Origin of the sequence: Shewanella acanthi (assembly GCF_019457475.1) — a bacterium.
GTDB classification, from domain to species: domain Bacteria; phylum Pseudomonadota; class Gammaproteobacteria; order Enterobacterales; family Shewanellaceae; genus Shewanella; species Shewanella acanthi.
The window spans coordinates 1,480,420-1,504,272 of record NZ_CP080413.1; the positions used below are offsets into that span (position 1 = coordinate 1,480,420).

Sequence of the window (23,853 nt, forward strand, 5' to 3'; positions counted from 1 at the left end):
AAGTGTCTCTATTGATACCCGATAAGATGACAAATATGCGCTGAGCCCTGATATCGGCTATCGTTCTATTCTAAATTGCACACTATAATTGGTAAGACCAATTAACCATGCCAATATTAACACAGTGACTAATGACTCGCATCTTAAACCGCGGAAATCTGCTGGTCTTCATCACAAATTTGCTAGCGAGGTATCATTTTTTACTGTGCAGCAGCGGTTTGCCTCAACCAAAGCAACGCCATATCCATTTGACTTGAACATGCATCAGCAGTTTGTTCATGTTCTCAACATACTTGAATTGTTGTTTCAAGTGCCTAAAGCCATTACCGCAAGCCATTACCACAAGTTGAAGATTTACCTATGGCCTATGCGATTCAGTATAGGGATCAGACCGCCCTTTGTAGGGAAAAGAATGGCAACTATTGTTGTTTGGCTTTCGCTCTATCAAAGCGCATAAAAGCGGGTGCTGGAAATAGGCGGAAAGTCGCAATTGAATCTAGGCCAGAGCAAGAGGATTGCAGGCTAACGGCTTATCCTCCATTGGTTAAGGCAAAGGTGAGTAACGGCAGCAGTGTGGATTAATTCGAGTTCATCAACAGGTAATCTAGCGCATATAACCTTGATAAAAATCCCATCATAATTCGCAATAATTGGTAATACCAATTAACCTTTGCTGCATGTGACTTCAAAGTTTTCAGCTTTTCCCTGTGAATAGCATCACGCTTTCACTATCGGAGCGTCACCTCTTGTGGGGCTTTGTGATACAAAGCCGGCATTAGCAAGTCATGTTTTAGCCCTAGGGTTAACTTAGATGGGCATTTATGCCTAAGTTTTCCCTGAATTTATAAAGGCTGAGTGCTAAACATGATAGAGGCTAAACATGAAAGCAATAATGGTGTTTTGATTCTGCGGCCATATTGTGTGCAGCTTGATGTTGCAGGTACGTATTTGGTTATCAGGCATTGGAGTTCCCTATGAAAGACCCACATGTTAGTACTTCATCACCGGTTTCGGCGCAGGAATCTTTGCAGGTATCAGCCCATTTCAGTTGTTATCATCAGGCTGAAATCTATGGAAAAAGTAAAGTTGTCAAAGCGCCTAAACAATCCTTTGGCTTGGCGATATTTGCAGGCGCCTTTATTTCATTAGCCTTTGTATTTTACTTAACGGTGACAACCGGTGCCGGCGATAGTCCCTGGGGATTAGTGCGCTTTATCGGTGGGATCGCCTTTAGCTTAGGTTTAATTCTGGTTGTGGTTTGTGGTGGTGAGCTGTTTACTAGCTCAGTGCTTAGCACTGTGGCTTGGGCACAAAAGCAGGTGAGCCACAGTGAATTGCTGCGTCTTTGGGGCCGCGTTTATCTTGGTAATGTCGTCGGGGCGTTACTCATGGTTGCGCTGATCATGGCTGCTGGGATGTACCAGCTCGATGGCGGGCAGTGGGGCTTAAATGCATTAAAGGTTTCCCAACATAAATTGCATCATAGTTGGGGGCAGGCATTCAGCCTTGGCATTTTATGTAACATGCTTGTGTGTCTGGGTGTTTGGATGACATTTTCGAGCCGTGAACCGTTAACTAAAGCCCTATTATTGGTGTTACCTGTAACCATGTTCGTCAGTAGCGGCTTTGAACATAGTATTGCTAATCTCTTTATGGTGCCCCTTGGGATTGCCATTAATACATTCGCTAGCCCTGAGTTTTTTAACTTACTTGGGGTAACACAGAGTCAATTTGCAGATTTAACGCTAGCGAATTTTATCTTGAATAATCTTATTCCTGTCACCCTTGGAAATATCGTTGGTGGCGGCGTCATTGTGGGGCTTGGCTATTGGTGGATTGAACAGAATGCGACTCCCCAGCCGGCGGTGCAAAAGCCGCTACCCCATTTACAATCAACAGTTAGCTCGCATTCGAAAGTAAAATCTTCACAGGAGTAACCCTATTGTCTCTAACGATTCAGCCCCGTTTTTCAGGGTTGAATCGTTGTAATTTCACGCATTGTCGGGCTGCATATTCACTGATTAATCGAGATGCCCTTCACTTGGATTTGACATAGCATCAAATCGGTTTGGTTTATCGTGCGGTCGGTTTAGTTTATAGTGCGGTCAATTTTGATTGACCCATAAGATAAATAATGAATAAGCCGCACAGCCAGCAAAATCCTATATCAAATACCCCCTCGGATGATCCAACCCAAGCCCAGGTTTTAAAGTCGTCAAAGTCTGCTGCAGCGACACAATTCCAAATGCCAGATACCTTAGTCATCATCTTTTTCGTCGCCCTATTCGCAGCGCTGCTGACATATCTGGTACCCATTGGCTCCTTCCAAACCCAAGAGGTTCACTACCTTGCCGATGGGGTACAAAAGGCGCGCACTGTTGTAGACCCTAACTCCTTTGCCTACCAACTTAATGAAGCTGGTGAGCCTAAGCTTGAACCTATCGCCCTGTTTAAAGGTGAAGGTGGCATTGGGCTGTTTAACTTTGCCTTTGAGGGGCTGACATCGGGTTCTAAGTGGGGCACCGCGATTGGCGTCATCATGTTTATGCTGGTCATTGGTGGATCCTTTGGGGTAGTCATGGCAACGGGCACTATCGATAACGGTATCCTCAAACTCATCGATAAAACCCGCGGCAACGAGAAGCTATTTATTCCGGTGATATTTGCCCTGTTCTCATTGGGCGGCGCTGTATTTGGTATGGGTGAAGAGGCGATTGCCTTTGCGATTATCATTTGTCCACTGATGATCCGATTAGGGTATGACGGCATCACCACAGTAATGGTCACTTATGTGGCTACTCAAATTGGCTTTGCAAGCTCTTGGATGAATCCCTTTAGTGTGGCGATTGCCCAAGGGATTGCGGGGATTCCGGTATTATCGGCAAGTGAGTTCCGCATCCCTATGTGGGTGGGTTTTACCCTATTTGGCATTGTCTTTACCATGCGCTACGCAAGTCGTATTCAAGTTCAACCTCAGCTTTCCCATAGTTATCACACCGATGCATTTTTCCGCACCCAGCAAGGGGACGCAAAACTTGAGAGCCGCTTCAACCTAGGGGATATGCTCATCCTGCTAACGCTCGTAGCGACTATGGTGTGGGTGATTTGGGGCGTAGTGGTTAAGGCGTGGTTCATTCCTGAAATTGCCAGTCAATTTTTTACCATGGGGATAATCTCAGGTGTAATTGCTACGCTGTTTAAGCTCAATGGCATGACGCTCAATATGATGGCGCAAAGTTTTAAAGATGGCGCAAAGACCATGCTCGAGCCTGCGCTGCTGGTGGGCTGCGCCTCGGGTATTTTATTGATGCTGGGCGGCGCCGACCCTAAAGCGCCAAGTGTGCTTAACACCATTTTAAATGCCGCTGGCGGCGTGATAGGGCATTTACCTGATGCCTTATCTGCTTGGTTTATGTTGCTATTCCAATCGGTATTTAACTTCTTTGTGACTTCAGGTTCAGGCCAAGCGGCGCTGACCATGCCTTTAATGGCACCCCTTGCCGATATCGTTGGGGTGACGCGCCAGGTAGCGGTACTGGCCTTCCAGTTAGGGGATGGGCTCACCAACATTATTGTGCCGACTTCAGCATCTTTAATGGCAACCCTTGGCGTGTGCCGTGTTGATTGGGGCAGTTGGCTTAAGTTTGTCTGGCGTTTTATGTTGTACCTGATGCTGTTATCGAGCCTGATTGTGCTTGGAGCCCACTTTATAGGCTTAAGCTAAATCCTATAAATATCATCAATTATCTAAGTCAAAACGGCATCCACTGATGCCGTTTTTTTTTGATGGGATTGCTTCAGGAATATAGTGTGGATTTTAAGGTTTACATTTGCAGCGCAGCAATATATGTCCAAGGCCAATATTGTTAGTGTCTTCATCGACATAGAACCAAGCTTGAAGAAGGTTTAATAAGTCCTTCAAGTGGCGATATACTTTTTATCATTAACCCCTTTATAAAAAACCAGTATTCCTTTGTAACACTATGATGTGAGTTGGTATCTATCCAAAAATCAGCATTTTGGCTGACGCCAGTTAAGCGGTGAATCGAGTGTCGTTGAGACAAAAAATACCCAGACTCGGCTGGGTATTTTAGTGAATGAGTTTGCTATTGATGGTATTGCACTAGCTGATTGGGCGATTACTGGATGTTTTCTTCGTCGCCAAATTGGCCTTGAAATAAGACCGAAGATAGGTAGCGCTCTGCAGCCGATGGAAGCACCACAACGATAGTCTTGTCGGCAAATTCAGGCAGTGCTGCGATACGGTTCGCTGCAACCACGGCAGCGCCCGATGAAATACCAACCAAGATGCCTTCTTCTTGCATGAGGCGGCGAGCCATTTCAATCGCTTCATCGTTGGTTACAGTTTCAACGCGATCGATTAGTTCCAGATCTAAATTGCCAGGAATGAAACCCGCACCGATACCTTGGATTTTATGAGGGCCTGGCTGTACAGGCTGGCCTGCGAGGGTTTGCGAGATCACTGGCGAGTCAGCGGGTTCTACCGCAACGGAAGTGATGGCTTTGCCAGCCACTTTTTTCAAGTAACGGCTTACACCGGTAATAGTACCGCCGGTACCCACACCTGCAACAAATACATCGACTTCACCATCGGTGTCATTCCAGATTTCAGGACCCGTGGTTTTTTCGTGGATTTCCGGGTTAGCAGGGTTATTGAACTGCTGCAGCATAATGTATTTTTCAGGCGCTGATTGGCGAATTTCTTCTGCCTTATCGATAGCGCCTTTCATGCCCTTAGCACCTTCGGTCAGTACTAGGTTTGCGCCTAGGGCTTTAAGCAGTTTACGACGCTCTAAGCTCATGGTGTTTGGCATGGTAAGCGTCAGCTTGTAGCCACGCGCCGCGGCCACATAGGCTAGTGCAATACCTGTATTACCAGAGGTCGGTTCAATCAGTTCATTATCTTTTGTGAGCAGACCTTTTTTCTCGGCATCCCAAATCATATTGGCACCGATACGGCATTTCACACTGAAACTAGGATTACGTGCCTCAACCTTGGCTAAAACTTTGCCTTGGCTGACACGGTTTAAACGCACTAACGGGGTATTGCCAATCGTAAATGAATTGTCTTCGAAAATTTTGCTCATGGAATGCTTGCTCCTATGTTTGCACTATTGAATCATAATCGGCTTTAATGCTTTGAGAAGTGACAGTTTGTTCTTCGTTATTCCATTTTGTTATTACAACTAAGCCTTTTATTCGTAATGCAGGGTCTTAAGCCTAACTGATTGATGCGATGCGCGATGCGTAAACTTTACATCCCTTATTGTAGATGGCATCTGTGGGACGACAACCTAAGCTTCTGTAATGCCCTAAAAGCGATTTTGCTTTGAGCGCTAAACAGCGGTAGTGCTGAATTTGTCACCAATTAGATTGTTTGCTACAAAATGATACATTAAACCTTCCGTTACACGGGTATTTTAATAAAAATCAATTACATATTATTTTTTGCTATTTGAAATTACTGCAATACCAATGCCATATGATTCGTGGAGATGGCTAATTTTGAACTGATCAGACCAATCCCAAGTTTGATGGGTGAAATTTGTTTCCTTATCGGGATATGGGACCATATTTTAGCTAAGTTATGATGAATTGGTATTTTATTAACCTAATGATTATTAGATATTTTTATTTTTAATTTATCATTTTCAAATGTTAGCTTGATATAATCGCTCAAACGCCGGCTGAGTAAAAAAAGAGCCTCAAAACATCTTATGACTCGAAATTTCTCCGCAGTTGGATCTGCACATAGCACGATTCAATTTGGTGCAAAAAATTCGCTTTGCGTCCTGTAAATGTTGTCAGGATAAAAAATCTGCCACACTCGTGGTAGACTTGGCGCAAATGCTAAAAAGCAGTGATTTTAGAGCAACAAAGCAGCGAAGTTTACCGTCGGTAACCGTACAAAAATCAGGCTAGAGCCATGCCTCGCGGGCGGTTTAATTGTTCGCTCACTTTTCAACAAGCACCGGTTTGGAGCACCCATGAAACAGGTTGTTATTTCTGGAAGCGGTTTATATACACCGCCCCACAGTATTTCGAATGAAGCGTTAGTCGAAAGCTTTAATGCCTATGTTGATATGTTTAACCTTGAAAATGCAGGGTTAATTGAACAAGGCCATGTTGCGGCCTTGTCCTATTCATCCAGCGAGTTTATTGAAAAAGCTTCGGGTATTAAGCATCGTTATGTGATGGTGAAAGACGGTATTCTCGATCCTGAAATCATGATGCCATTGATCCCTGAGCGCAGCAGCGAAGAGTTGTCGATGCAGGCCGAAATTGGTATTGATGCTGCCCGTATGGCGCTGGAAAATGCCAACCTTAAGCCTGAAGATATCGATTTAGTGATCGTGGCCTGTGCCTATACCCAACGCGCATATCCAGCGATGGCCATTGAAATTCAACGTGAATTAGGCACCCGCGGTTATGGTTACGATATGCTGGTGGCATGTTCTTCGGCTACCTTTGCCATTGTGCAAGCCTCGAATGCAATTGCGACCGGTTCAGCTAAACGTGTGCTGGTGATTAACCCCGAAATTTGTTCGCCGCAAATGAACTACCGTGACCGTGATAGTCACTTTATCTTCGGTGATGTGGCCACTGCAGTGGTACTTGAGGAAGAGAGTTTAGTGGCCGAAGGCAAGGGCTTTAAAATTGTTTCTAGCCGCTGTTTTACCGATTTTTCGAACAACATCCGCAGTAACTTTGGTCACTTGAACCGCTGCGATCCTAGTACTGCACACCAAGCAGATAAGCTATTCCACCAACAGGGTCGTAAGGTGTTTAAAGAGTTATTGCCGATGATTTATCAGCATTTAGATGAGCATTTAGCGGCCGAAGCCTTAAAGCCGCAGTCATTCAAGCGTTTATGGCTACATCAAGCGAATATCAACATGAACCAATTTGTGGTGCGTAAGCTCCTTGGGGATGATGTCTTACCGGAAACTGCGCCAACAGTGCTCGATGAGTACGCCAATACGGCTTCTGCGGGTTCTGTGATTGCCTTCCACAAATATTCAGCAGACCTTGAGGCAGGTGATTTGGGGCTGTTAAGCTCCTTCGGTGCTGGCTACTCGATCGGTAGCGTGATTGTGAAGAAGCGCTAATTCGCAGATTTGCGTTAATTCAATACAAAGCCCCAATTTACGTTGGGGCTTTTTATTTGGGTAAATGCTTGGGGAAGCCTGCTCATTATTAAGGCATTAGCTATTTATTACTCTGGTGACACTCGGGGATTACGGTAGGCTTCACGGTATTTATCGACCCACATGGCGGTGGCACCGCAAATGGCGACTGGCATCACGATAAAATTCACTACAGGGATCATTGAGAATAGGGTCACGGTTGCGCCAAAGCTAAAGCTGCTGCCACGGGTTTGGTTGAGGGCGAAACGCATATCCTTGAAGCTGACCTTATGGTTATCGAAGGGGTAATCACAGTATTGAATCGCCATCATCCAAGCGCTGAAGAGGAACCATAAAATCGGCGCTAGGGTTTGTCCCACCATAGGTACCAAAAACAGCAGTAAGAATACCAGTGCGCGGGGCAGGTAATATTTAAGTTTCATCCATTCACGACCAAGGATGCGGGGCAAATCTTTGATGATATCGACACCCGAGCCAGTGTTCATTGGCTTGCCCGTCAGTAGCTGTTCCACCTTTTCGGCCAGTAAGCCATTAAAGGGCGCGGCAAGCCAATTCATGACTGAGCTAAACACAAAGGCGAGCATCACTAGCATAGTGGTCACTGCCAAAGGCCAAAGCAGGAAATTAAGCCAACTTAAGTATTCGGGTAACTGGGCCTCCATCCAAGCAAAAAATAAGTCCAGTTGTCCCACTGCCAAGTAAATGACTCCAGCAAACAGTACAAGGTTGATCATAAGTGGGATAAATACGAAGGTGCGAAGCCCCTTTCGCTTGATGAGGCTAAAGCCATCGAAAAAATAATTCACTCCACTTTTTGCTGGGAGCTTAGGTGTAGATTTCTGTGTCATATCGTCTTTCCAATCAATTGAGATACAGCTTGAGCTACAGATAAATGCGATTGTGATCAACTCCTCACCAGATGACAAGGGAAAAGCCATATGAATTCAATAAAAAGCGTTACAAAATACTGCCCGCTTTGCTAAAGTGGCCACTGACATTTTTTTGGCATTTTAAGACTTAATGTGGTCACCCTTCTGAGACGCGCTAACTGGCACTATGAGATTAAAACAGATAAAACTTGCCGGCTTTAAGTCGTTTGTCGATCCCACCAAAATCCCTTTTTTACAGGCATTAACGGCCATTATCGGTCCAAATGGTTGCGGTAAATCGAATGTGATTGATGCCGTGCGTTGGGTGTTGGGTGAAAGCTCGGCCAAACACCTGCGCGGCGACTCTATGAGCGATGTGATTTTTAACGGTTCTAGCGCTCGCAAACCAGTGTCAGTCGCCGGGGTGGAACTTATCTTTGAAAACAAAGAAGGGCGTCTCGCTGGTCAATATGCCAGCTACGAAGAAATCTCCGTAAAACGCCAAGTGAGCCGCGATGGTGAGTCTTGGTATTACCTCAATGGCCAAAAGTGTCGCCGTAAGGATATTACTGATCTTTTTATGGGGACGGGTCTTGGGCCGCGCAGCTATGCCATTATCGAGCAGGGCACAATCTCACGCTTGATTGAATCTAAGCCCCAAGATTTGCGCACCTTTATTGAAGAAGCTGCGGGGATTTCTCGTTATAAAGAGCGTCGCAGGGAAACCGAAAACCGCATTCGCCATACCCGTGAAAACCTAGAGCGTCTTGGAGATATTCGCAGCGAATTAGGCAAGCAGTTAGATAAGTTAAGCCAACAGGCCAAGGCGGCGAAACAGTACCGCGAACTTAAACAGGCCGAGCGTAACACCCATGCAGAGCTATTGGTGATGCGCTATCAAGATTTGCAACAACAGATGGCGCAGCTGTCTGAGCAAATTAGCGCGATTGAAGTGCAGCAGGCCGCCGCGCAATCTTTAGCCCAAACCGATGAACTCCAGGCCACCGAATTACAGGTCAAACTTGGTCAACTCGCCGAGCAGGAGCAGCGTGCTGTAGAAGCTTATTATCAGACGGGCACCGAAATAGCCAAGTTAGAACAACAATTACAAAGTCAAAAGCAACGCGATGACCAGCTTGATGCCCAATTGAAGCAGACAGAAGGCCATATCGAGCAGAATACCAATAAATTGCAGGGATTCTTGGCGAGTCTGACCACGCTTGAAGCGGAATTTAATTTGCTTTCTCCCCAGCAGGAACAGCAGCGGGAGCTGATGGATGAGCTTGAGGCGCAGTTGGACGTCAGTCTTGAGCGCAGTGACTTGCATGCCGAGGCATTGCGCCAACAAGCCGCAGCAGTCGCTCACAATAAACTGCAACTTGAGCTGGTGCGCAGTAAATCCCTGCATCATCAGCAACTGTTAAGCCATAAGCAGCAACAGCTTACAGGGCTGGAGACCGAGCTCCAAAGCTTGCAGACTGATGTTGAAATTGATGACTCACTAGCAAATGACATCAACACGCTCGAACAGGTAATCGCCGAGCAGACAGCTGAGCGTCAGCTTGTAGACGCTAGGCTTGTGGAGGCAACGGCGGCCCTCGAAACCCACCGAGTCGATGCGCAGCAGCTATCGCAGCAATTAAGCTCACTCAAGGCTCGATTTGACTTAGTCGAACAATGGCTGGGTGAGCAGCGCGAAGTCAGCGATAAGCCACAGCTTTGGCAAAGTCTTGTTGTAGACAATGGCTGGGAGAGTGCTGCTGAGCTTGCGCTGCAAGGATTATTGACCCTACCTGTGGGTGTTGATTATGCCGAGTTAGGTTTTGAGCGGGCTGACAAGCCTGTTTCGTCAATGTCTAACGAGGCGCACAAAGTTCAATCCAATGTGAATTTAGCCCCTTGGCTATTTGGCCTTAAGTGGGCAAAGGATTTGGATGAAGCCAAAGCTGCACTGGCTCAATTGCAAGATCATGAGCGCATCGTCACCGCCGATGGATTTCTGCTTGGCAAAGGTTTTTTAATTGCAAAACAAGACTCGAGCGAGTCATTGGTAAAGCTGAGTAAGGAGCAGGAACAGTTAGCGCAAGACATTCAAGTTCTTGAGCAGACCGGTTCTCTAAAACAGCAAGTATTAATTGAGTCGACAGAGCAGCTCAAAGCGTTGCGTGAACAACTCAATTTGCTCACCCAATCGCTTCATCAAACTCAGCTCGATAAAGTCAGTAAAAGCACTCAGCTGCATAATGCCCAAGAGCAGGCCAAATTAACGGCGCTTAAGCGCGTTCAGTTGGAGGTCGCGTTAGCGCAATTGCAGACGGAACTTGCAGCACTTACAGAGCAGCACGAAATCCTTGAGGAACAGGAGGTGCAGCTTGCTGATAACTTAGAAGAGAGCGTGGCCAAGGAGCAGCAGCTTAATCTGAATGCTCAAGGTGATTTGCAGCGTCATCAGGCCTTAAAAGCACAAATCGCCGAAGGCGGCCGACGTTTATCCACCTTAAGTGTGAATTTACAATCCATTTCGACCAAAATGGCGGTGGGTAAAGAACAGATAGAATTGCAACAATTGCGAGTCAATGAACTTATCCATGCCAAGCAATCGCTGGAAGCGCAACTTGCCAATTCCGCAGAACAAAATGGTCTGGCACAGGGCAGACTTTTAACAGAGCAACTGGGTCAGCTGTTAAACCGGCAGCAATTTCAGCAGCAAAATTTGAATACCATTCGCGCCCAGCAGACGGACCTTTCCGACGCATTAAATCGGATAGGAATAAAGCAAAAACAAGAGCTTGGTAAGCTTGAGGGCTTGACTCAAAGTCTGAGCACGTTAAAGTTACGTCGTGAGGGTTTAAAAGGGCAGGCGGATACACAATTAAGCGCCCTTGAAGAACATCAAATTATGCTGGCGCAGGTTATCGAAACTTTGCCTATTGATGGTCAAGTGGATAAATGGCAGCGTGATTTAGATCAGATCCGTCAGAAAATTGCCCGTTTAGGCGCAATTAACCTAGCGGCAATCGAAGAATTTGAACAACAAAGTGAGCGAAAATCCTATCTGGATCATCAAGATGAAGATCTAAACAAGGGCTTAGCTACCCTTGAAGAAGCCATTCGCAAAATAGATAAGGAGACCCGCACTCGCTTTAAGGCCACATTTGATACCGTCAATGAAGATCTTGGGCGTTTATTCCCTAAGGTGTTCGGTGGTGGCCGTGCTTATTTAGCATTAACCGAAGATGATTTATTGGAAACGGGCGTGACCATTATGGCCCAGCCCCCAGGTAAGAAGAACAGCACAATCCATCTTCTTTCCGGTGGTGAAAAAGCACTAACCGCTTTATCATTGGTATTCGCGATTTTCAGGTTAAATCCAGCGCCCTTCTGTATGCTAGACGAAGTGGATGCCCCCTTAGACGATGCCAACGTAGAGCGTTTCTGTCGCTTGCTAAAAGAAATGTCACAAAGCGTACAGTTTATATATATTAGCCATAACAAAATCACCATGGAGATGGCTGATCAACTTATTGGTGTGACTATGCACGAGCCAGGTGTATCTCGCATAGTTGCGGTAGATTTAGAACAAGCGGTAGCAATGGCCGACGCTTGATAACTAGAAGAAAGACAGGGTAACCAATGGAAGATTTGCAACTAGTTCTGTTTGTTTTAGGCGCCATAGCCATAGTTGCTGTGCTGGTGCATGGATTTTGGTCAATCAGAAGACAACAACCTAAGTCTTTGAAAGATAGCCCGATGGGCAATTTTTATAAAAAGCAGTCCGAGCGCGGCGATGCCCCTAAACGAGTCGACGCGGACGGTTTTGATGCCGATGGCATTGGCGCGGTACGTGTTCGCAAAGCGAGTGAGCCACAAGCGACTGAAACGCCAGCATTTAATCCCTATTTAAAGCAAGAGGCTAAACCTGAGCCAAAGGTTGAGCCCCACACAGAAATAAAGCCTCTCTATCAGGGGGCTACGGATATGCAACAAGATGATAGCGAGCCCGATTTCAGCCTAGAGGCGCCAAGCCCTAAAGAGCAGCACCGCGGCCCTAAAGCTTCACGCCAGGAGCCAGTGTTACAACATCAGATGGGTCAGTCCCATGCAGCCATGGTTGCCCAGCGCGCAGCACAGGAGCAGGCTCATATGCCAACGCAAACAGGGTTGTTCGATGAGCCCGAAACCCATGAAGAAACTGTGCCTGTTCAGCAAAATGCTGCGACCCCAGAGGACGAATTAGGTGAACCTAGGGATGTGCTAGTGCTGCACGTGGTCGCTAAAGACGGTCAACAGCTTAACGGTGCTGAGTTATTACCTTGCTTTTTATCCTTGAACTTTAAATATGGTGACATGAATATTTTCCATCGCCATGTTGACAACGCAGGTAACGGTAAGGTGTTGTTCTCAATTGCCAATATGGTTAAACCTGGCATTTTTGACCCCGACAATATGGAGCAGTTTAGTACTCAAGGCGTGGTGTTTTTCATGACCTTACCTTGCTACGGTGATGCCCTAATGAACTTCTCCATTATGCTCAATTCTGCACGCCAATTAGCAGATGATATCGATGCCGTGGTACTCGATGGACAACGTGAGCCCTGGGGCGAATTTACTAAACAAGATTATTTACACCGTATCCGCGCTAATGCTTAATTGATACCGCCAGTAGCGGTGTTAAACCAATGAGGCCGCAAATGCGGCCTCATTTGTTGTACAAAATTATTGCTTAAGACTTCTGGAAAACACTATGCAAGACACTCAACTCGATAAACGCCTTTCTGAACGCCTTAATCAAGAGATTACCTCAGACAATGTACAGCCTTTGATTGAGATGCTGAGTCAGTCCCTAAACGAGCATAACATTCGTTATTATGTCGATGATGCGCCAAGCATTACCGACGCTGAATATGACCGTCTGATGCAAAAGCTTAAGCAGCTTGAGACCGAGTTTCCTCAATACGTGCAGGCTGATTCGCCAAGCCAACGCGTCGGCGGTATGGCATTAGCGAAGTTTGAGCAAATCACCCATTTAAAACCCATGCTCAGTCTGGATAACGCCTTCGATGAAGCAGATTTTACCGCGTTTCACAAAAGGGTCAGCGATAGGGCGGGTGAGGTGAGTTTTTGCTGTGAGCCCAAACTCGATGGCTTAGCCGTGAGTATTTTGTATCGCAACGGTGTCCTTGAGCGCGCAGCGACCCGTGGCGACGGCACTGTGGGCGAAGATATTACCGAAAACGTTAAAACCATTAAATCAATCCCACTTAAGCTGCGTGGCGACGATTACCCTGAACTGGTTGAAGTACGCGGTGAGGCTTTTATGCCAAAGGCGGCTTTTGAGGCGTTAAACGAGCGTGCACGTTTAAAGAATGAAAAGCTTTTTGTAAATCCGCGTAATGCGGCTGCGGGCAGTTTACGCCAGCTTGACAGTAAAATTACTGCCTCGCGCTCGCTGTCATTTTATGCCTATGCATTAGGCGTGGTTGAGCCGACAACCCATGAACTTGGCCAAACCCATTATGAGCAGCTGCAGCAGCTTAAATCTTGGGGTCTACCCGTCAGTAGCGAAATCAAAGTTTGCGATGAGTTAAGCCAAGTGTTTGCTTATTATCAGGATATTTTAACTAGACGAAGCGATCTCCCCTTCGAAATCGATGGGGTAGTGATGAAAGTGAATGATATTGCCCAGCAGCAAACCTTAGGATTTGTGGCGAAATCGCCGCGCTGGGCGATTGCCTATAAATTTCCCGCTCAAGAAGAGATGACGCTACTCGAGGATGTCGACTTTCAAGTCGGCCGCACGGGTGCCGTCACCCCGGTTGCTCGCTTAAGGCCAGTGTTTGTTGGCGGTGTGACTGTATCGAACGCGACATTGCATAACGCCGATGAAATCGAGCGATTAGGTGTCATGATTGGCGATACTGTGATTATTCGCCGCGCCGGCGATGTTATCCCGCAAATCGTGGCGATAGTCCCTGAGCGCCGTTCTGAAGATGCAAGGGCCATTGCCTTTCCGCAACACTGTCCTGTTTGCGGCAGTTTAGTAGAGCGAATCGAAGGTGAGGCGGTTGCCCGTTGTAGTGGCGGCCTTTTCTGTGAGGCGCAGCGAAAAGAAGCGATCAAACATTTTGCTTCCCGTAAGGCATTAGATATCGATGGTATGGGCGATAAAATCGTCGAGCAGCTTATCGATAAAGAGTTGGTGCAAAGCCCTGCGGATCTTTTCAAGTTAACCGCTTCTATGATGACGATGCTTGATCGAATGGGAATGAAGTCAGCGACGAACCTAGCCCTTGCCATCGACGCGGCTAAGACCACCACCTTGCCACGTTTCCTCTATGCCCTTGGAATCCGTGAGGTGGGAGAGGCTACGGCTGCTAATCTAGCCAGTCACTTTGGTAGCTTAGATGCGCTGCGAGTGGCTAACATCGAGCAGTTAATGGAGGTTGAAGATATTGGTGAAGTTGTGGCGCAGCATGTGGCGCATTTTTTCGCCCAGCCCCACAACTTAGAGGTTATCGATGCGCTGATTACGGCGGGCGTTAATTGGCCTGCGATTGAAGCACCAAATGAAGATGCGCAGCCATTAAAGGGCCAAACTTGGGTATTAACCGGTACCTTAAACCAGCTTAATCGTAACGATGCCAAGGCGCAGTTACAGGCCTTAGGTGCTAAAGTTGCGGGTAGCGTTTCCAAAAATACTGACTGTTTAGTTGCCGGTGAAGCCGCGGGTTCTAAACTTGCGAAAGCCCAAGAACTGGGCATTATGGTGATGGGGGAGGATGAGTTATTGGCCCTGTTAGCGGCAAACCGCTAATTAGGCACATTTGCACATTGTTCTAAGCCCTGCATCGCGGGGCTGCTATTTTCTATTTAAAATTGCGTCCGACTTAGTTGCATGATTTCATCTGTGAGCCATTGAAATTTAGCGTTATGTCACCATTTAGTTAACATAACGTGAGTTTTACTAAATGGATTGCTGTTGAATTTCAGTCACATCACTTGGCTTGATGATAAAGGCCATATCAAACCGCCGATATTTTTGTATGCCATATTGGCCTTCCTTGCCCGTGGCTGGTGTATTTTTGTTGCATCACTTACCCAAGCCTCAGATCGTTCCGAGTTAGTCAGGCTGTTTTACCCCGAAAAGTCCGACTTTATAATGTCGCTGGCCGCAGGTGCGGGGGCGGTTGTCCTCTATTTTATGGTGCTTGCCGAGCGTCGACGCGCCCCGAGTTGGGTTCGTCCCATGTTTACACAGCTTCGGTTGGGGCTTGGATTGTTGCTGATTGTCGATGCGGCTTTGTTGTGGCAACGATTATACCATGGTCAGTTTTTATTCCATTGGAGTTTGGCGCTCGATGCTTTAGTGCTGTTCTGGTCTTGTATGTATATTCTGCAATCGAAAAGGCTTTCGTATTACCTGAACGATTGGCCGAAGGACGATCGTAATTAATCAGGCCTCTATACTGTTTTATGTGATTGTTATTAAATGGATATTTTTAACACCTGTTTATATGTAAATTTTTTGTGTAATATCACTCATTTTAGTAAGCATTTTTTTACCATTGCCTACTGATTTTATAGAATCATCTATAGTTATATGTACTTAGCTTAAATGTAATACAGCAGTTTGGGGCGGTTGCCCGTGCGAAGGTGCATTTGAAAGGAGTCATATTGAGTGACAAAAGCGGCACAAAAAAAATTACAGCTTTCTGAACTCCAATTGGGAATGCGGGTAAAACTGCCATTGTCTTGGACTGAGCATCCTTTTCTGTGGAATCGGGTTGATATTAACAGTGCCGCCCAAATTGAAATGATCCGCGGACTCGGCGTGCCTTTCGTTTATTTACTTTCCGGTGAAGTGAGTGAGGAAGTCATTGACGAAGAACTCGCGCCCGTGGAAGCAATTGAAGAATTACCCCTACAAAGAGATTTAAAAGCCGATACCCGAAAAGCCATGCGTTTGAGTCAAAAACGATTTTTAGAGGGTGTTAATCATTGTCGTAGTGCGTTTGGCAAAATTGTCAGTGATCCTGAAGGGGCATATCGTCTCTCTTCTGAATTAGTCGAAAACTTACTCGGGCATTTGCAGGAAATAGAAAAACCGTTTTTGACCTTAGTAGGGATGGATGAGAAAAATGTCAGCGTTACCCAGCACAGTATGTCAGTTGCAGTGCTTGGGATGATGATTGGTCAAGCCCTCGATTTACCTGCCAAGGATTTGCGGGATATCGCCCTAGGGAGTTTATTCCACGACATTGGCAAGTTAAAAGTCCCCGATATTATACGCAACAAGCGTGGAGCCTTAACGACCCATGAGGCAAATTACCTTCAAATGCATCCCAACTTTGGTAATGAGATGATGGGCCGCTCGGGGCTGTTTCCTAAAGAAGTCCTCAATATCGTGTTGCATCACCATGAATTTATTGACGGTTCTGGATTTCCCGATGGTTTAGTGGGTAATAAAATTCCCATGGTCACTCAAATAGTTAGCCTTGCTAATGACTATGACCATCAGTTAACTGGACAAGAAAATACCTCTCCTCAAATTGCCCTAGGCTATCTCTTTAAAAACCGTGCTTCTAAACATTCCGAAGCCTTAATTGCCGTGTTAGTTAAGATCCTTGGGATCTATCCCCCTGGAACCATAGTGTTACTTTCCGATGACAGTGTGGCTAAGGTGATCATGACCACCAAGGAAGTGAGTCAACCACAGGTTTGGGCCTGTAAGGCCGATGGCAGTGAAGCATCATTAAGATTTTTAATTGACGAGGGGGTAACGGTACAAAAGACCCTGCGCTTCGATGAGTTAACCGAAGGGGCGATTCGTACTTTACAGGTCGATAAGGGCATTAGTTTTTATTTTAGTTCGCTCCAGCCTTGAACCTAGGAAGTAGAGTTCCGTATCCTTACGACTAAGATTTTCATTTAGGACAAATAGGTTAGGTTAATGGAACAAATACAGGTAGCAGAGAAAAGTGTTGCAGTTGTCGGTTGTGGTTGGTTTGGTTTTGCCCTCGCAAAGCATTTGGTCGAAAAGGGCTTTAGGGTTACAGGTGCCAAACAACAACTCGACAGCCTAACAGCGTTGAGGGATGTCGGCATTGATGCCTATCAATTGCAATTAGGTGAAGACGCTGATGTTATTCCCAACCTTGCACAATTATCAGGACTCTTTGAGACAGATTTTCTGGTCGTCAATATTCCCCCAAGGCTCAAACAGGGTAACAGCAATTATCTTAATGAACTTAAACTGTTACTCGCACTCACCCAAAACCGTCAATACCAAGGTATCATCTTTATCAGTACCACGGGCGTGTATCCCACCGAATCTAAAACGATGACAGAAGCGGATGCGAGGGCTGAATCGCAAAGCGCGCAGATCTTGCTTGATGCCGAAGCGCTGTTTGGCGGAAAGCCTGAAACCTGTGTGGTTCGCTTTGCGGGACTTGTGGGCCCTAAACGTCATCCTGGTCGCTTCTTTGCCGGTAAAACCGATGTGTCCGGTGGGAATGCTGCGGTTAATCTCGTACATATTGAGGATTGTGTGGCAGCGGTGACTCAGATTATCGAGGCCAAAGCACAGGGCATACCGGTGGCGGCTATTTATAATGTCTGCGCCCCGCAGCATCCAACTCGCGCCGAGTTTTATACCCAGGCAGCCGAAGATTTAGGCTTAATCGCTCCGACCTTTAATCAGGTAGAAATGCCAAGTAAAATCATTAGCAGTGAAGCATTTCAGGCCGATCTTCACTTTCGCTACCGTTTTGCTTCTCCCCTTGAGATGCTTGCCGCCTGTTAGTCGATGGCAGCTTTAGTCATAGGATAAAAGTTAACAAATGTTGAAGGTCAAGTAACCGAATTTAAGGTATCTTGTTGCCCATGATGCTGTTATCTAACTGATAGCGCAGGCTTTAACTGTTGATTGAAAATTTACCGTAAAAATAAGAAGAGAAACTATGTTTAATGTAGCGAAAAGTGTGTCTAATTTCGTTCGTCCTCTCGCTGTGTTGACCTGTGGCTTGGTGCTCAGCGCGAGCTTTGCCCTTCAGGCGGCGACCTTTGAAGAAGGCAAAGATTATGACATTGTAAAAGGGATTACTGAGGCAGAACAGCCGGTGTTAAGGGAGTTCTTTTCCTATAACTGTCCACACTGTTTTAGGCAGGAGCCCATTGTCGCGGCGACCGTAAAACTGCTCGGTAAGGGTGTAAAGTTTGAGCGTACCCCTGTAGGGGCTGGGCGCCCTGCGTGGGAGTTAAGTCAGCTGGCATACTATTTGGCGCAAAAGCTGAAAATGACCACGCAAGTACATGAGGCGATTTTTAAACAAATCCATGAAAAGGGTGAGCAATTTACGACTCCTGATCAAGTTAAAGCTTTTTTCCTTGCCCAAGGCGCGCAAGCTAAAGACATTGATGCGGCGATGGCGTCGGTAGATGCTAAGTTTACGCTTATGAATTACAACTCCCAGGCAGAACTGGCGGGAATCAAAGGGGTTCCAAGCCTGTTAGTGAACGGTCGTTATATGTTAAAAGGCACCTCCCGCAGCCCAGAGGAGCTGGCTGAACTAGTAAAATTCCTTGCCGCTAAAAAATAACGCCAATTTAAGCCGATATTTTTGAGAAGTCAGTTTTAAAATCGTTAAAAGTGCTTCCCAATCCCTTTAAAAATAGCCCGAGTTATTCTGGGCTATTTTTTTGTCATTTTGTAAAAGTGCAATTCAATTCTTTACGTCAATCTGTGTTTAAGTGCTATGTGATGGGTTCATCACCTTCATAAATTATCTTTATTTGTCCGATATTTAGTCCTTAAATTTTTGCTTATTCCATGATTTATGAGTTTTTCGTTATTTTAATTGTTCGACCTTCGTCTAACTCGCTTTAAAAACAAACAAAAAATCAATATCTAGATATTTTCATAAGTAATTGATAATTTTAATTAAATAATTGTTTGTTAGTTGTTTGCATCAATCTCTTAGACTAAGGTCGTGATTGTCGTCACAAATGCTATTGCTAGATTTAACAAGATTTAAAAATAAATCAGCACAGGGGAGTTGCTATGGCATTTGAAAATAATGATAAAGCAAAAGGTTACTGGAACGAGAATTTACGTCTCGTTTTGGGCTTATTAGCTATATGGGCTGCCGTCTCATTTGGTTGCGGCATTTTGTTTGTGGATGTACTCAATGAAATCCATTTTATGGGCTTCAAGTTAGGCTTCTGGTTTGCACAACAGGGCTCAATTTATGTCTTTGTTGCGCTTATTTTTGTCTATGCGGCAAAAGCCAACGCCTTAGATAAAAAATATAACGTACATGAAGACTAAGGAGATACATAAATGGGTATTCAAGGATTAACTTATTTGATTGTGGGGCTCTCATTTGCGCTCTACATCGGGATCGCAATTTGGTCTCGTGCAGGCTCTACCAAGGAATTCTACGTTGCGGGTGGTGGCGTTCATCCCGTCGTAAACGGTATGGCAACGGCGGCTGACTGGATGTCTGCGGCATCGTTTATTTCGCTTGCGGGTATTGTGTCTTTCGTCGGTTATGATGGTAGTGTTTACCTCATGGGATGGACTGGCGGTTACGTTTTACTTGCGCTTTGTATGGCACCTTACCTTCGTAAGTTTGGTAAGTTCACTGTGCCTGATTTTATTGGTGAGCGTTACTATTCTCAAGCGGCGCGTACCGTGGCGGTCATCTGTGCCATCTTCATTTGCTTTACCTACATTGCTGGGCAAATGCGTGGTGTGGGCGTGGTATTCTCTCGTTTCCTTGAGGTGGAAGTGGATACCGGCGTATACATCGGTATGGCCGTGGTGTTCTTCTACGCGGTATTAGGTGGTATGAAGGGGATTACTTACACGCAAGTGGCGCAATACTGCGTATTGATCTTTGCCTTCATGGTTCCAGCTATCTTCTTATCTGTAATGATGACAGGCCATATCATTCCACAAATCGGTTTCGGTGCTCAGTTAGTCGACGCTGCGGGTAATGAATCTGGCGTGTATCTACTTGAAAAACTGAACAACCTATCTGGTGAATTGGGTTTTGCCCCCTATACCGATGGTTCTAAGAGTACCTTTGACGTGTTCTGTATCACTGGCGCGTTAATGGTGGGTACAGCAGGTTTACCCCACGTTATTGTGCGTTTCTTCACTGTACCTAAAGTGAAGGATGCGCGTATCTCTGCGGGTTGGGCATTGGTGTTTATCGCCATCATGTACACAACCGTTCCCGCATTAGCTGCGTTTTCTCGTGTGAACATGATTGAAACCATTAATGGTCCAGACATGAAGGGTGTTGCCTATGAGACTGCGCCTGACTGGATCAAAAACTGGGAAAAAACCGGCCTTATCAAGTGGGATGACAAAAATGGTGACGGCAAAATCTATTATGCCAAGGGCAAAATGGAAGATGCTACTAGCGCTAACGAGATGAAAATCGACAACGATATCATTGTGTTGGCAACTCCTGAGATCGCAAACTTACCAGCATGGGTAATTGCACTTGTGGCTGCAGGTGGTTTAGCTGCGGCACTTTCAACATCAGCGGGTCTGTTATTGGTTATCTCTACATCAGTGTCCCATGACCTGCTCAAGAAAAACCTAATGCCAGACATTTCTGATAAGAAAGAGCTGATGTTTGCGCGTATCGCTGCGGGCGTAGGTATTGTGATTGCCGGTTACTTTGGTGTTAACCCACCTGGTTTCGTGGCTGCGGTGGTGGCGTTCGCCTTCGGTTTAGCGGCGTCGTCACTGTTCCCTGCAATCATCATGGGTATCTTCTCTAAGTCGATGAATAAAGAAGGTGCTATCGCAGGTATGATCACAGGTTTACTGTTCACTGCCGGTTACATCATCTACTTCAAGTTCGTAGACCCAACGGCTAACGTCTCTGCTAACTGGTTCCTCGGTATTTCGCCAGAAGGTATCGGTATGATTGGTATGGTCGTGAACTTTGTAGTGGCACTTGTTGTGAGTAAAGTCACTGCTGCAACCCCAGTCCATGTTCAAGAAATGGTTGAGTCAATCCGTTTCCCTAAAGGTGCGGGTAGCGCGAGCAGCCACTAATCTTAATTCTTATGTGATTGAGTAAAAGGACGCTTCGGCGTCCTTTTTGTTATCTTTAGGACTGACTTTAGTCGTATATGGCCTTTTAATCCAAACGGTTATAGTCAATTTATATTCACCTAAGCCAAGGTGTCGCCTATGAACGCGAGCGAACTGCAACCCGTCGTACACTTTTTAGCATCGATACATCCCTTTAACGCCTTATCCGAAGATAAGCTGCTGCGCTGTGCTAAAGCTGTCAGTATTGGTTACTACAGCAAAGCCACTGCCTACGTCACCTTTGATGCTCAAGCCCCTAAATTGTATTTGGTAAGAAGCGGTGCCTTTGAGGTACGTGACCCCGAGGGTGTATTAGTCGATAGGGTGGCAGAAGGGGAGTTCTTCGGTTTTTCGACGCTATTATCGGGGGAAAAGGTGGTCAATCGGGTCGCGATACTCGAAGACAGTTTGGTTTATCACTTACCTCAAACACTATTTAATGAGATGCGGGGCGAAAGCCGCGAGTTCGACCGTTTTTTTACCCGCGCTTTTGCCAATCGTTTACGTAATGAGGTGCGATTTCGGGCCAAAGACCTCACTACAACTAGCCGTATCAGCACCCTAATCTCATCAGCCCCTGTGAGCATCGATGCCCATTCAACCGTAACTCAAGCAGCTCTCCTCATGCGAAACGCCCGAGTGTCATCTCTTCTCGTTACTGACAATCACAGGCTTGTGGGAATTTTAACCGACAAGGATTTGCGCAATCGGGTGTTAGCCGCAGGCTTAGATGGCAGCCTAGCTGTACACCAAGCGATGACAACCTCACCGATTTCCATTGCCTCCAACGCGCTGATTTTCGAGGCTATGCTGTTAATGAGTGAGCATAATATTCACCATTTACCCATCATCGATGAACTCAATTCTGATGAAGTGAAAGCCATTGGTATGGTGACCAGCACGGATATTTTGCGTGGTCAGGGCTCACAACCACTGTTACTGATTGGTGAAATCGAACGTCAACAGGATGTGCCAAGTCTGATTAGCGTTAGCAAACAAATACCGTTATTGCTGCAAAACCTTATTAGTGCCGATGCCAGATCAGAAGAAATTGGACGGGTATTGACCTCGGTCACCGATGCCTTAACTCGGCGGTTAATTGTGCTCAATCAACAAATGTTGGGTGAACCGCCAATGGCGTTTTGCTGGTTGGCCTTCGGCTCCCAAGGACGGCAAGATCAGGCTGCCTGCTCGGATCAAGATAATGGCCTTCTTGTTGCTGAGGAGATGGACGATTTCGCTAAGGGGTATTTTGATGCACTTACCCACGGTGTGTGTGCGGGGTTAGACCAATGCGGTTATGCCTATTGCCCGGGTGACATTATGGCGCAAAATCCTAAATGGCGGATGTCACTCAAAGCGTGGCAAAGTGTATTTGATAATTGGGTGACAACTCCCGATCCCAAGGCACTGATGCACGCGAGTATTTTCTTCGATATGCGCTCAGTGTATGGACCACAGTCACTGTTTGATGCGCTGCAGGATCCAGTGCTGGCCAAAACTCGGGATAACGATATTTTCCTTGCGGGCATGACGGGGAATTCATTGATGGAATCGCCGCCCCTTGGATTTTTCCGTAAATTTGTGCTCGAGCGTGACGGCAGTGAGGTTAAGGGCATCGATTTAAAACATAAGGGCAGTGCGCTGATTAATGATATTGCTAGGGTGTACGCATTGTCAGCGGGGATAAAAGAGGTGAATACCGCGAAAAGGATCCGCGCATTGATGGATGCAAATATCATTAACCGCAAGGATGCACTTAATTTGGCAGATGCCCACGAATTTATTGGTCATATGCGTCTATCTAATCAAGGTCATCAATATACTCAAGGACTTAAGATAACTAACTATTTATTACCCGGAAATATTTCTGCTTTAGTTCGCCACCAATTACGGGATGCTTTTAAGGTGGTACATGACGCGCAGTCGGGAATGAAAATGAAGTTTATGCGGAGTTTTTGATGTCGGTTTTGTGGGCAAAGGCCAAATTAACACTGAAGGCCATGAGCTGCCGTCATGCGCAATTTAAGGATTACTATGAATCCCTTCTACCATTGTTGGAATTACCTGTTCGCGTAGCACCTTTAATGGCAATGGATTTGGAGATGACAGGGCTTGATCCAATCAAGGATCAGATCTTGAGCATTGGCCTCATTCCGATTAATAAAGGTGTGATTGAGTTAAGTGGCGCTGAGCAGTGTTTAGTACAAATTACTGGCAGTGTCGGTCAAAGCGCAACCATTCATGGCATTGTCGACAGTGAATTAACCCATGCGGTAAGTATCGAAGAAGCTATGGTCTGGTTTATGGAAAAAACCCGTGGCCGTGTACTTGTTGCCCACTATTCCCCCCTCGATAGCCGTTTTTTGCAGCACAATATTCAGGCGATTTTCAAAGCGCGTTTGATCTTACCTACTATTGATACCCTAATGATTGAAAGGACACGTTTATTGCGTGAACATTCGGTACTCAAAGAGGGGATGCTGCGTTTAGGCGCCTGCCGTGAACGTTATGCTTTGCCGGTTTACTCGGCCCATAGTGCACTAACCGATGCTTTAGCCTGCGCCGAGTTATTACTCGCACAGGTGGCAGCGATGGGAAATGATGAAGATACACAAGTCGCTGAGCTGCTTTCGCGTTCTGGTTAAGTTGACTTTAAAGCATTCGATTGCTTTACGTCTTCAAGTTAGGCTTCAGTGTC

The 23,853-nt window shown here is 46.1% G+C and carries 16 protein-coding genes; 14 read left to right on the forward strand and 2 right to left on the reverse strand.

Going from position 1 to position 23,853, the window contains the following annotated elements:
- The first annotated feature begins 974 nt into the window (after positions 1-974).
- Complete coding sequence (gene focA / locus K0H61_RS06640; RefSeq protein WP_220051922.1) at positions 975-1,937, forward strand: formate transporter FocA; 963 nt, start codon at positions 975-977, stop codon at positions 1,935-1,937.
- Positions 1,938-2,245: 308 nt separating this feature from the next.
- Complete coding sequence (gene yfcC / locus K0H61_RS06645) at positions 2,246-3,724, forward strand: putative basic amino acid antiporter YfcC (protein ID WP_220052540.1); 1,479 nt, start codon at positions 2,246-2,248, stop codon at positions 3,722-3,724.
- Between the two features lie 415 nt (positions 3,725-4,139).
- On the opposite strand, the gene cysK is transcribed toward yfcC, so the two are convergent.
- Positions 4,140-5,108: a cysteine synthase A gene (cysK, locus tag K0H61_RS06650; protein ID WP_220051923.1), complete on the reverse strand. Its 969-nt coding sequence runs from the start codon at positions 5,106-5,108 to the stop codon at positions 4,140-4,142.
- A gap of 900 nt (positions 5,109-6,008) precedes the next feature.
- Here cysK and K0H61_RS06655 point away from each other — a divergent pair.
- Positions 6,009-7,130 (forward strand): beta-ketoacyl-ACP synthase III, encoded by a 1,122-nt coding sequence (locus K0H61_RS06655; protein ID WP_220051924.1) that lies wholly within the window; start codon positions 6,009-6,011, stop codon positions 7,128-7,130.
- A gap of 107 nt (positions 7,131-7,237) precedes the next feature.
- On the opposite strand, the gene cysZ is transcribed toward K0H61_RS06655, so the two are convergent.
- Positions 7,238-8,017 carry a sulfate transporter CysZ gene (gene cysZ, locus K0H61_RS06660; RefSeq protein ID WP_220051925.1) on the reverse strand — a complete coding sequence of 260 codons (780 nt, stop codon included), beginning with the start codon at positions 8,015-8,017 and terminating at the stop codon, positions 7,238-7,240.
- 208 nt (positions 8,018-8,225) lie between these two features.
- Between cysZ and smc the strand changes: the two genes are divergently transcribed.
- The 11 genes from smc (at position 8,226) to K0H61_RS06715 (ending at position 23,800) form a co-directional block, all read left to right on the forward strand.
- The gene (smc, locus tag K0H61_RS06665) at positions 8,226-11,645 is read left to right on the forward strand and encodes a chromosome segregation protein SMC (protein WP_220051926.1); all 3,420 of its coding nucleotides are present in this window, start codon (positions 8,226-8,228) and stop codon (positions 11,643-11,645) included.
- A gap of 26 nt (positions 11,646-11,671) precedes the next feature.
- Complete coding sequence (gene zipA / locus K0H61_RS06670; protein ID WP_220051927.1) at positions 11,672-12,688, forward strand: cell division protein ZipA; 1,017 nt, start codon at positions 11,672-11,674, stop codon at positions 12,686-12,688.
- A gap of 94 nt (positions 12,689-12,782) precedes the next feature.
- Positions 12,783-14,852, forward strand: coding sequence for an NAD-dependent DNA ligase LigA (ligA, locus tag K0H61_RS06675; protein WP_220051928.1), 2,070 nt, complete (start codon positions 12,783-12,785; stop codon positions 14,850-14,852).
- Positions 14,853-15,017: 165 nt separating this feature from the next.
- Complete coding sequence (locus K0H61_RS06680) at positions 15,018-15,491, forward strand: DUF2919 domain-containing protein (protein ID WP_220051929.1); 474 nt, start codon at positions 15,018-15,020, stop codon at positions 15,489-15,491.
- A 225-nt stretch (positions 15,492-15,716) separates the two neighbouring features.
- Positions 15,717-16,922 carry an HD-GYP domain-containing protein gene (locus K0H61_RS06685; protein WP_220051930.1) on the forward strand — a complete coding sequence of 402 codons (1,206 nt, stop codon included), beginning with the start codon at positions 15,717-15,719 and terminating at the stop codon, positions 16,920-16,922.
- 66 nt (positions 16,923-16,988) lie between these two features.
- On the forward strand, positions 16,989-17,840 hold the full coding sequence (locus tag K0H61_RS06690) for a Rossmann-fold NAD(P)-binding domain-containing protein (protein ID WP_220051931.1): 852 nt from the start codon (positions 16,989-16,991) through the stop codon (positions 17,838-17,840).
- Positions 17,841-17,997: 157 nt separating this feature from the next.
- Complete coding sequence (locus K0H61_RS06695) at positions 17,998-18,636, forward strand: thiol:disulfide interchange protein DsbA/DsbL (RefSeq protein WP_220051932.1); 639 nt, start codon at positions 17,998-18,000, stop codon at positions 18,634-18,636.
- Between the two features lie 461 nt (positions 18,637-19,097).
- Positions 19,098-19,364 (forward strand): DUF4212 domain-containing protein, encoded by a 267-nt coding sequence (locus K0H61_RS06700; protein ID WP_220051933.1) that lies wholly within the window; start codon positions 19,098-19,100, stop codon positions 19,362-19,364.
- A 12-nt stretch (positions 19,365-19,376) separates the two neighbouring features.
- Positions 19,377-21,113, forward strand: a complete 1,737-nt coding sequence (locus tag K0H61_RS06705; protein ID WP_220051934.1) for a sodium:solute symporter family protein — start codon at positions 19,377-19,379, stop codon at positions 21,111-21,113.
- A gap of 138 nt (positions 21,114-21,251) precedes the next feature.
- On the forward strand, positions 21,252-23,114 hold the full coding sequence (locus K0H61_RS06710; protein ID WP_220051935.1) for a DUF294 nucleotidyltransferase-like domain-containing protein: 1,863 nt from the start codon (positions 21,252-21,254) through the stop codon (positions 23,112-23,114).
- A complete protein-coding gene (locus K0H61_RS06715) occupies positions 23,114-23,800 on the forward strand; it encodes an exonuclease domain-containing protein (protein ID WP_220051936.1) in 687 nt (228 codons plus the stop codon). Before K0H61_RS06710 ends, K0H61_RS06715 begins: the two co-directional genes overlap by 1 nt.
- The last annotated feature ends 53 nt before the right edge of the window (positions 23,801-23,853 follow it).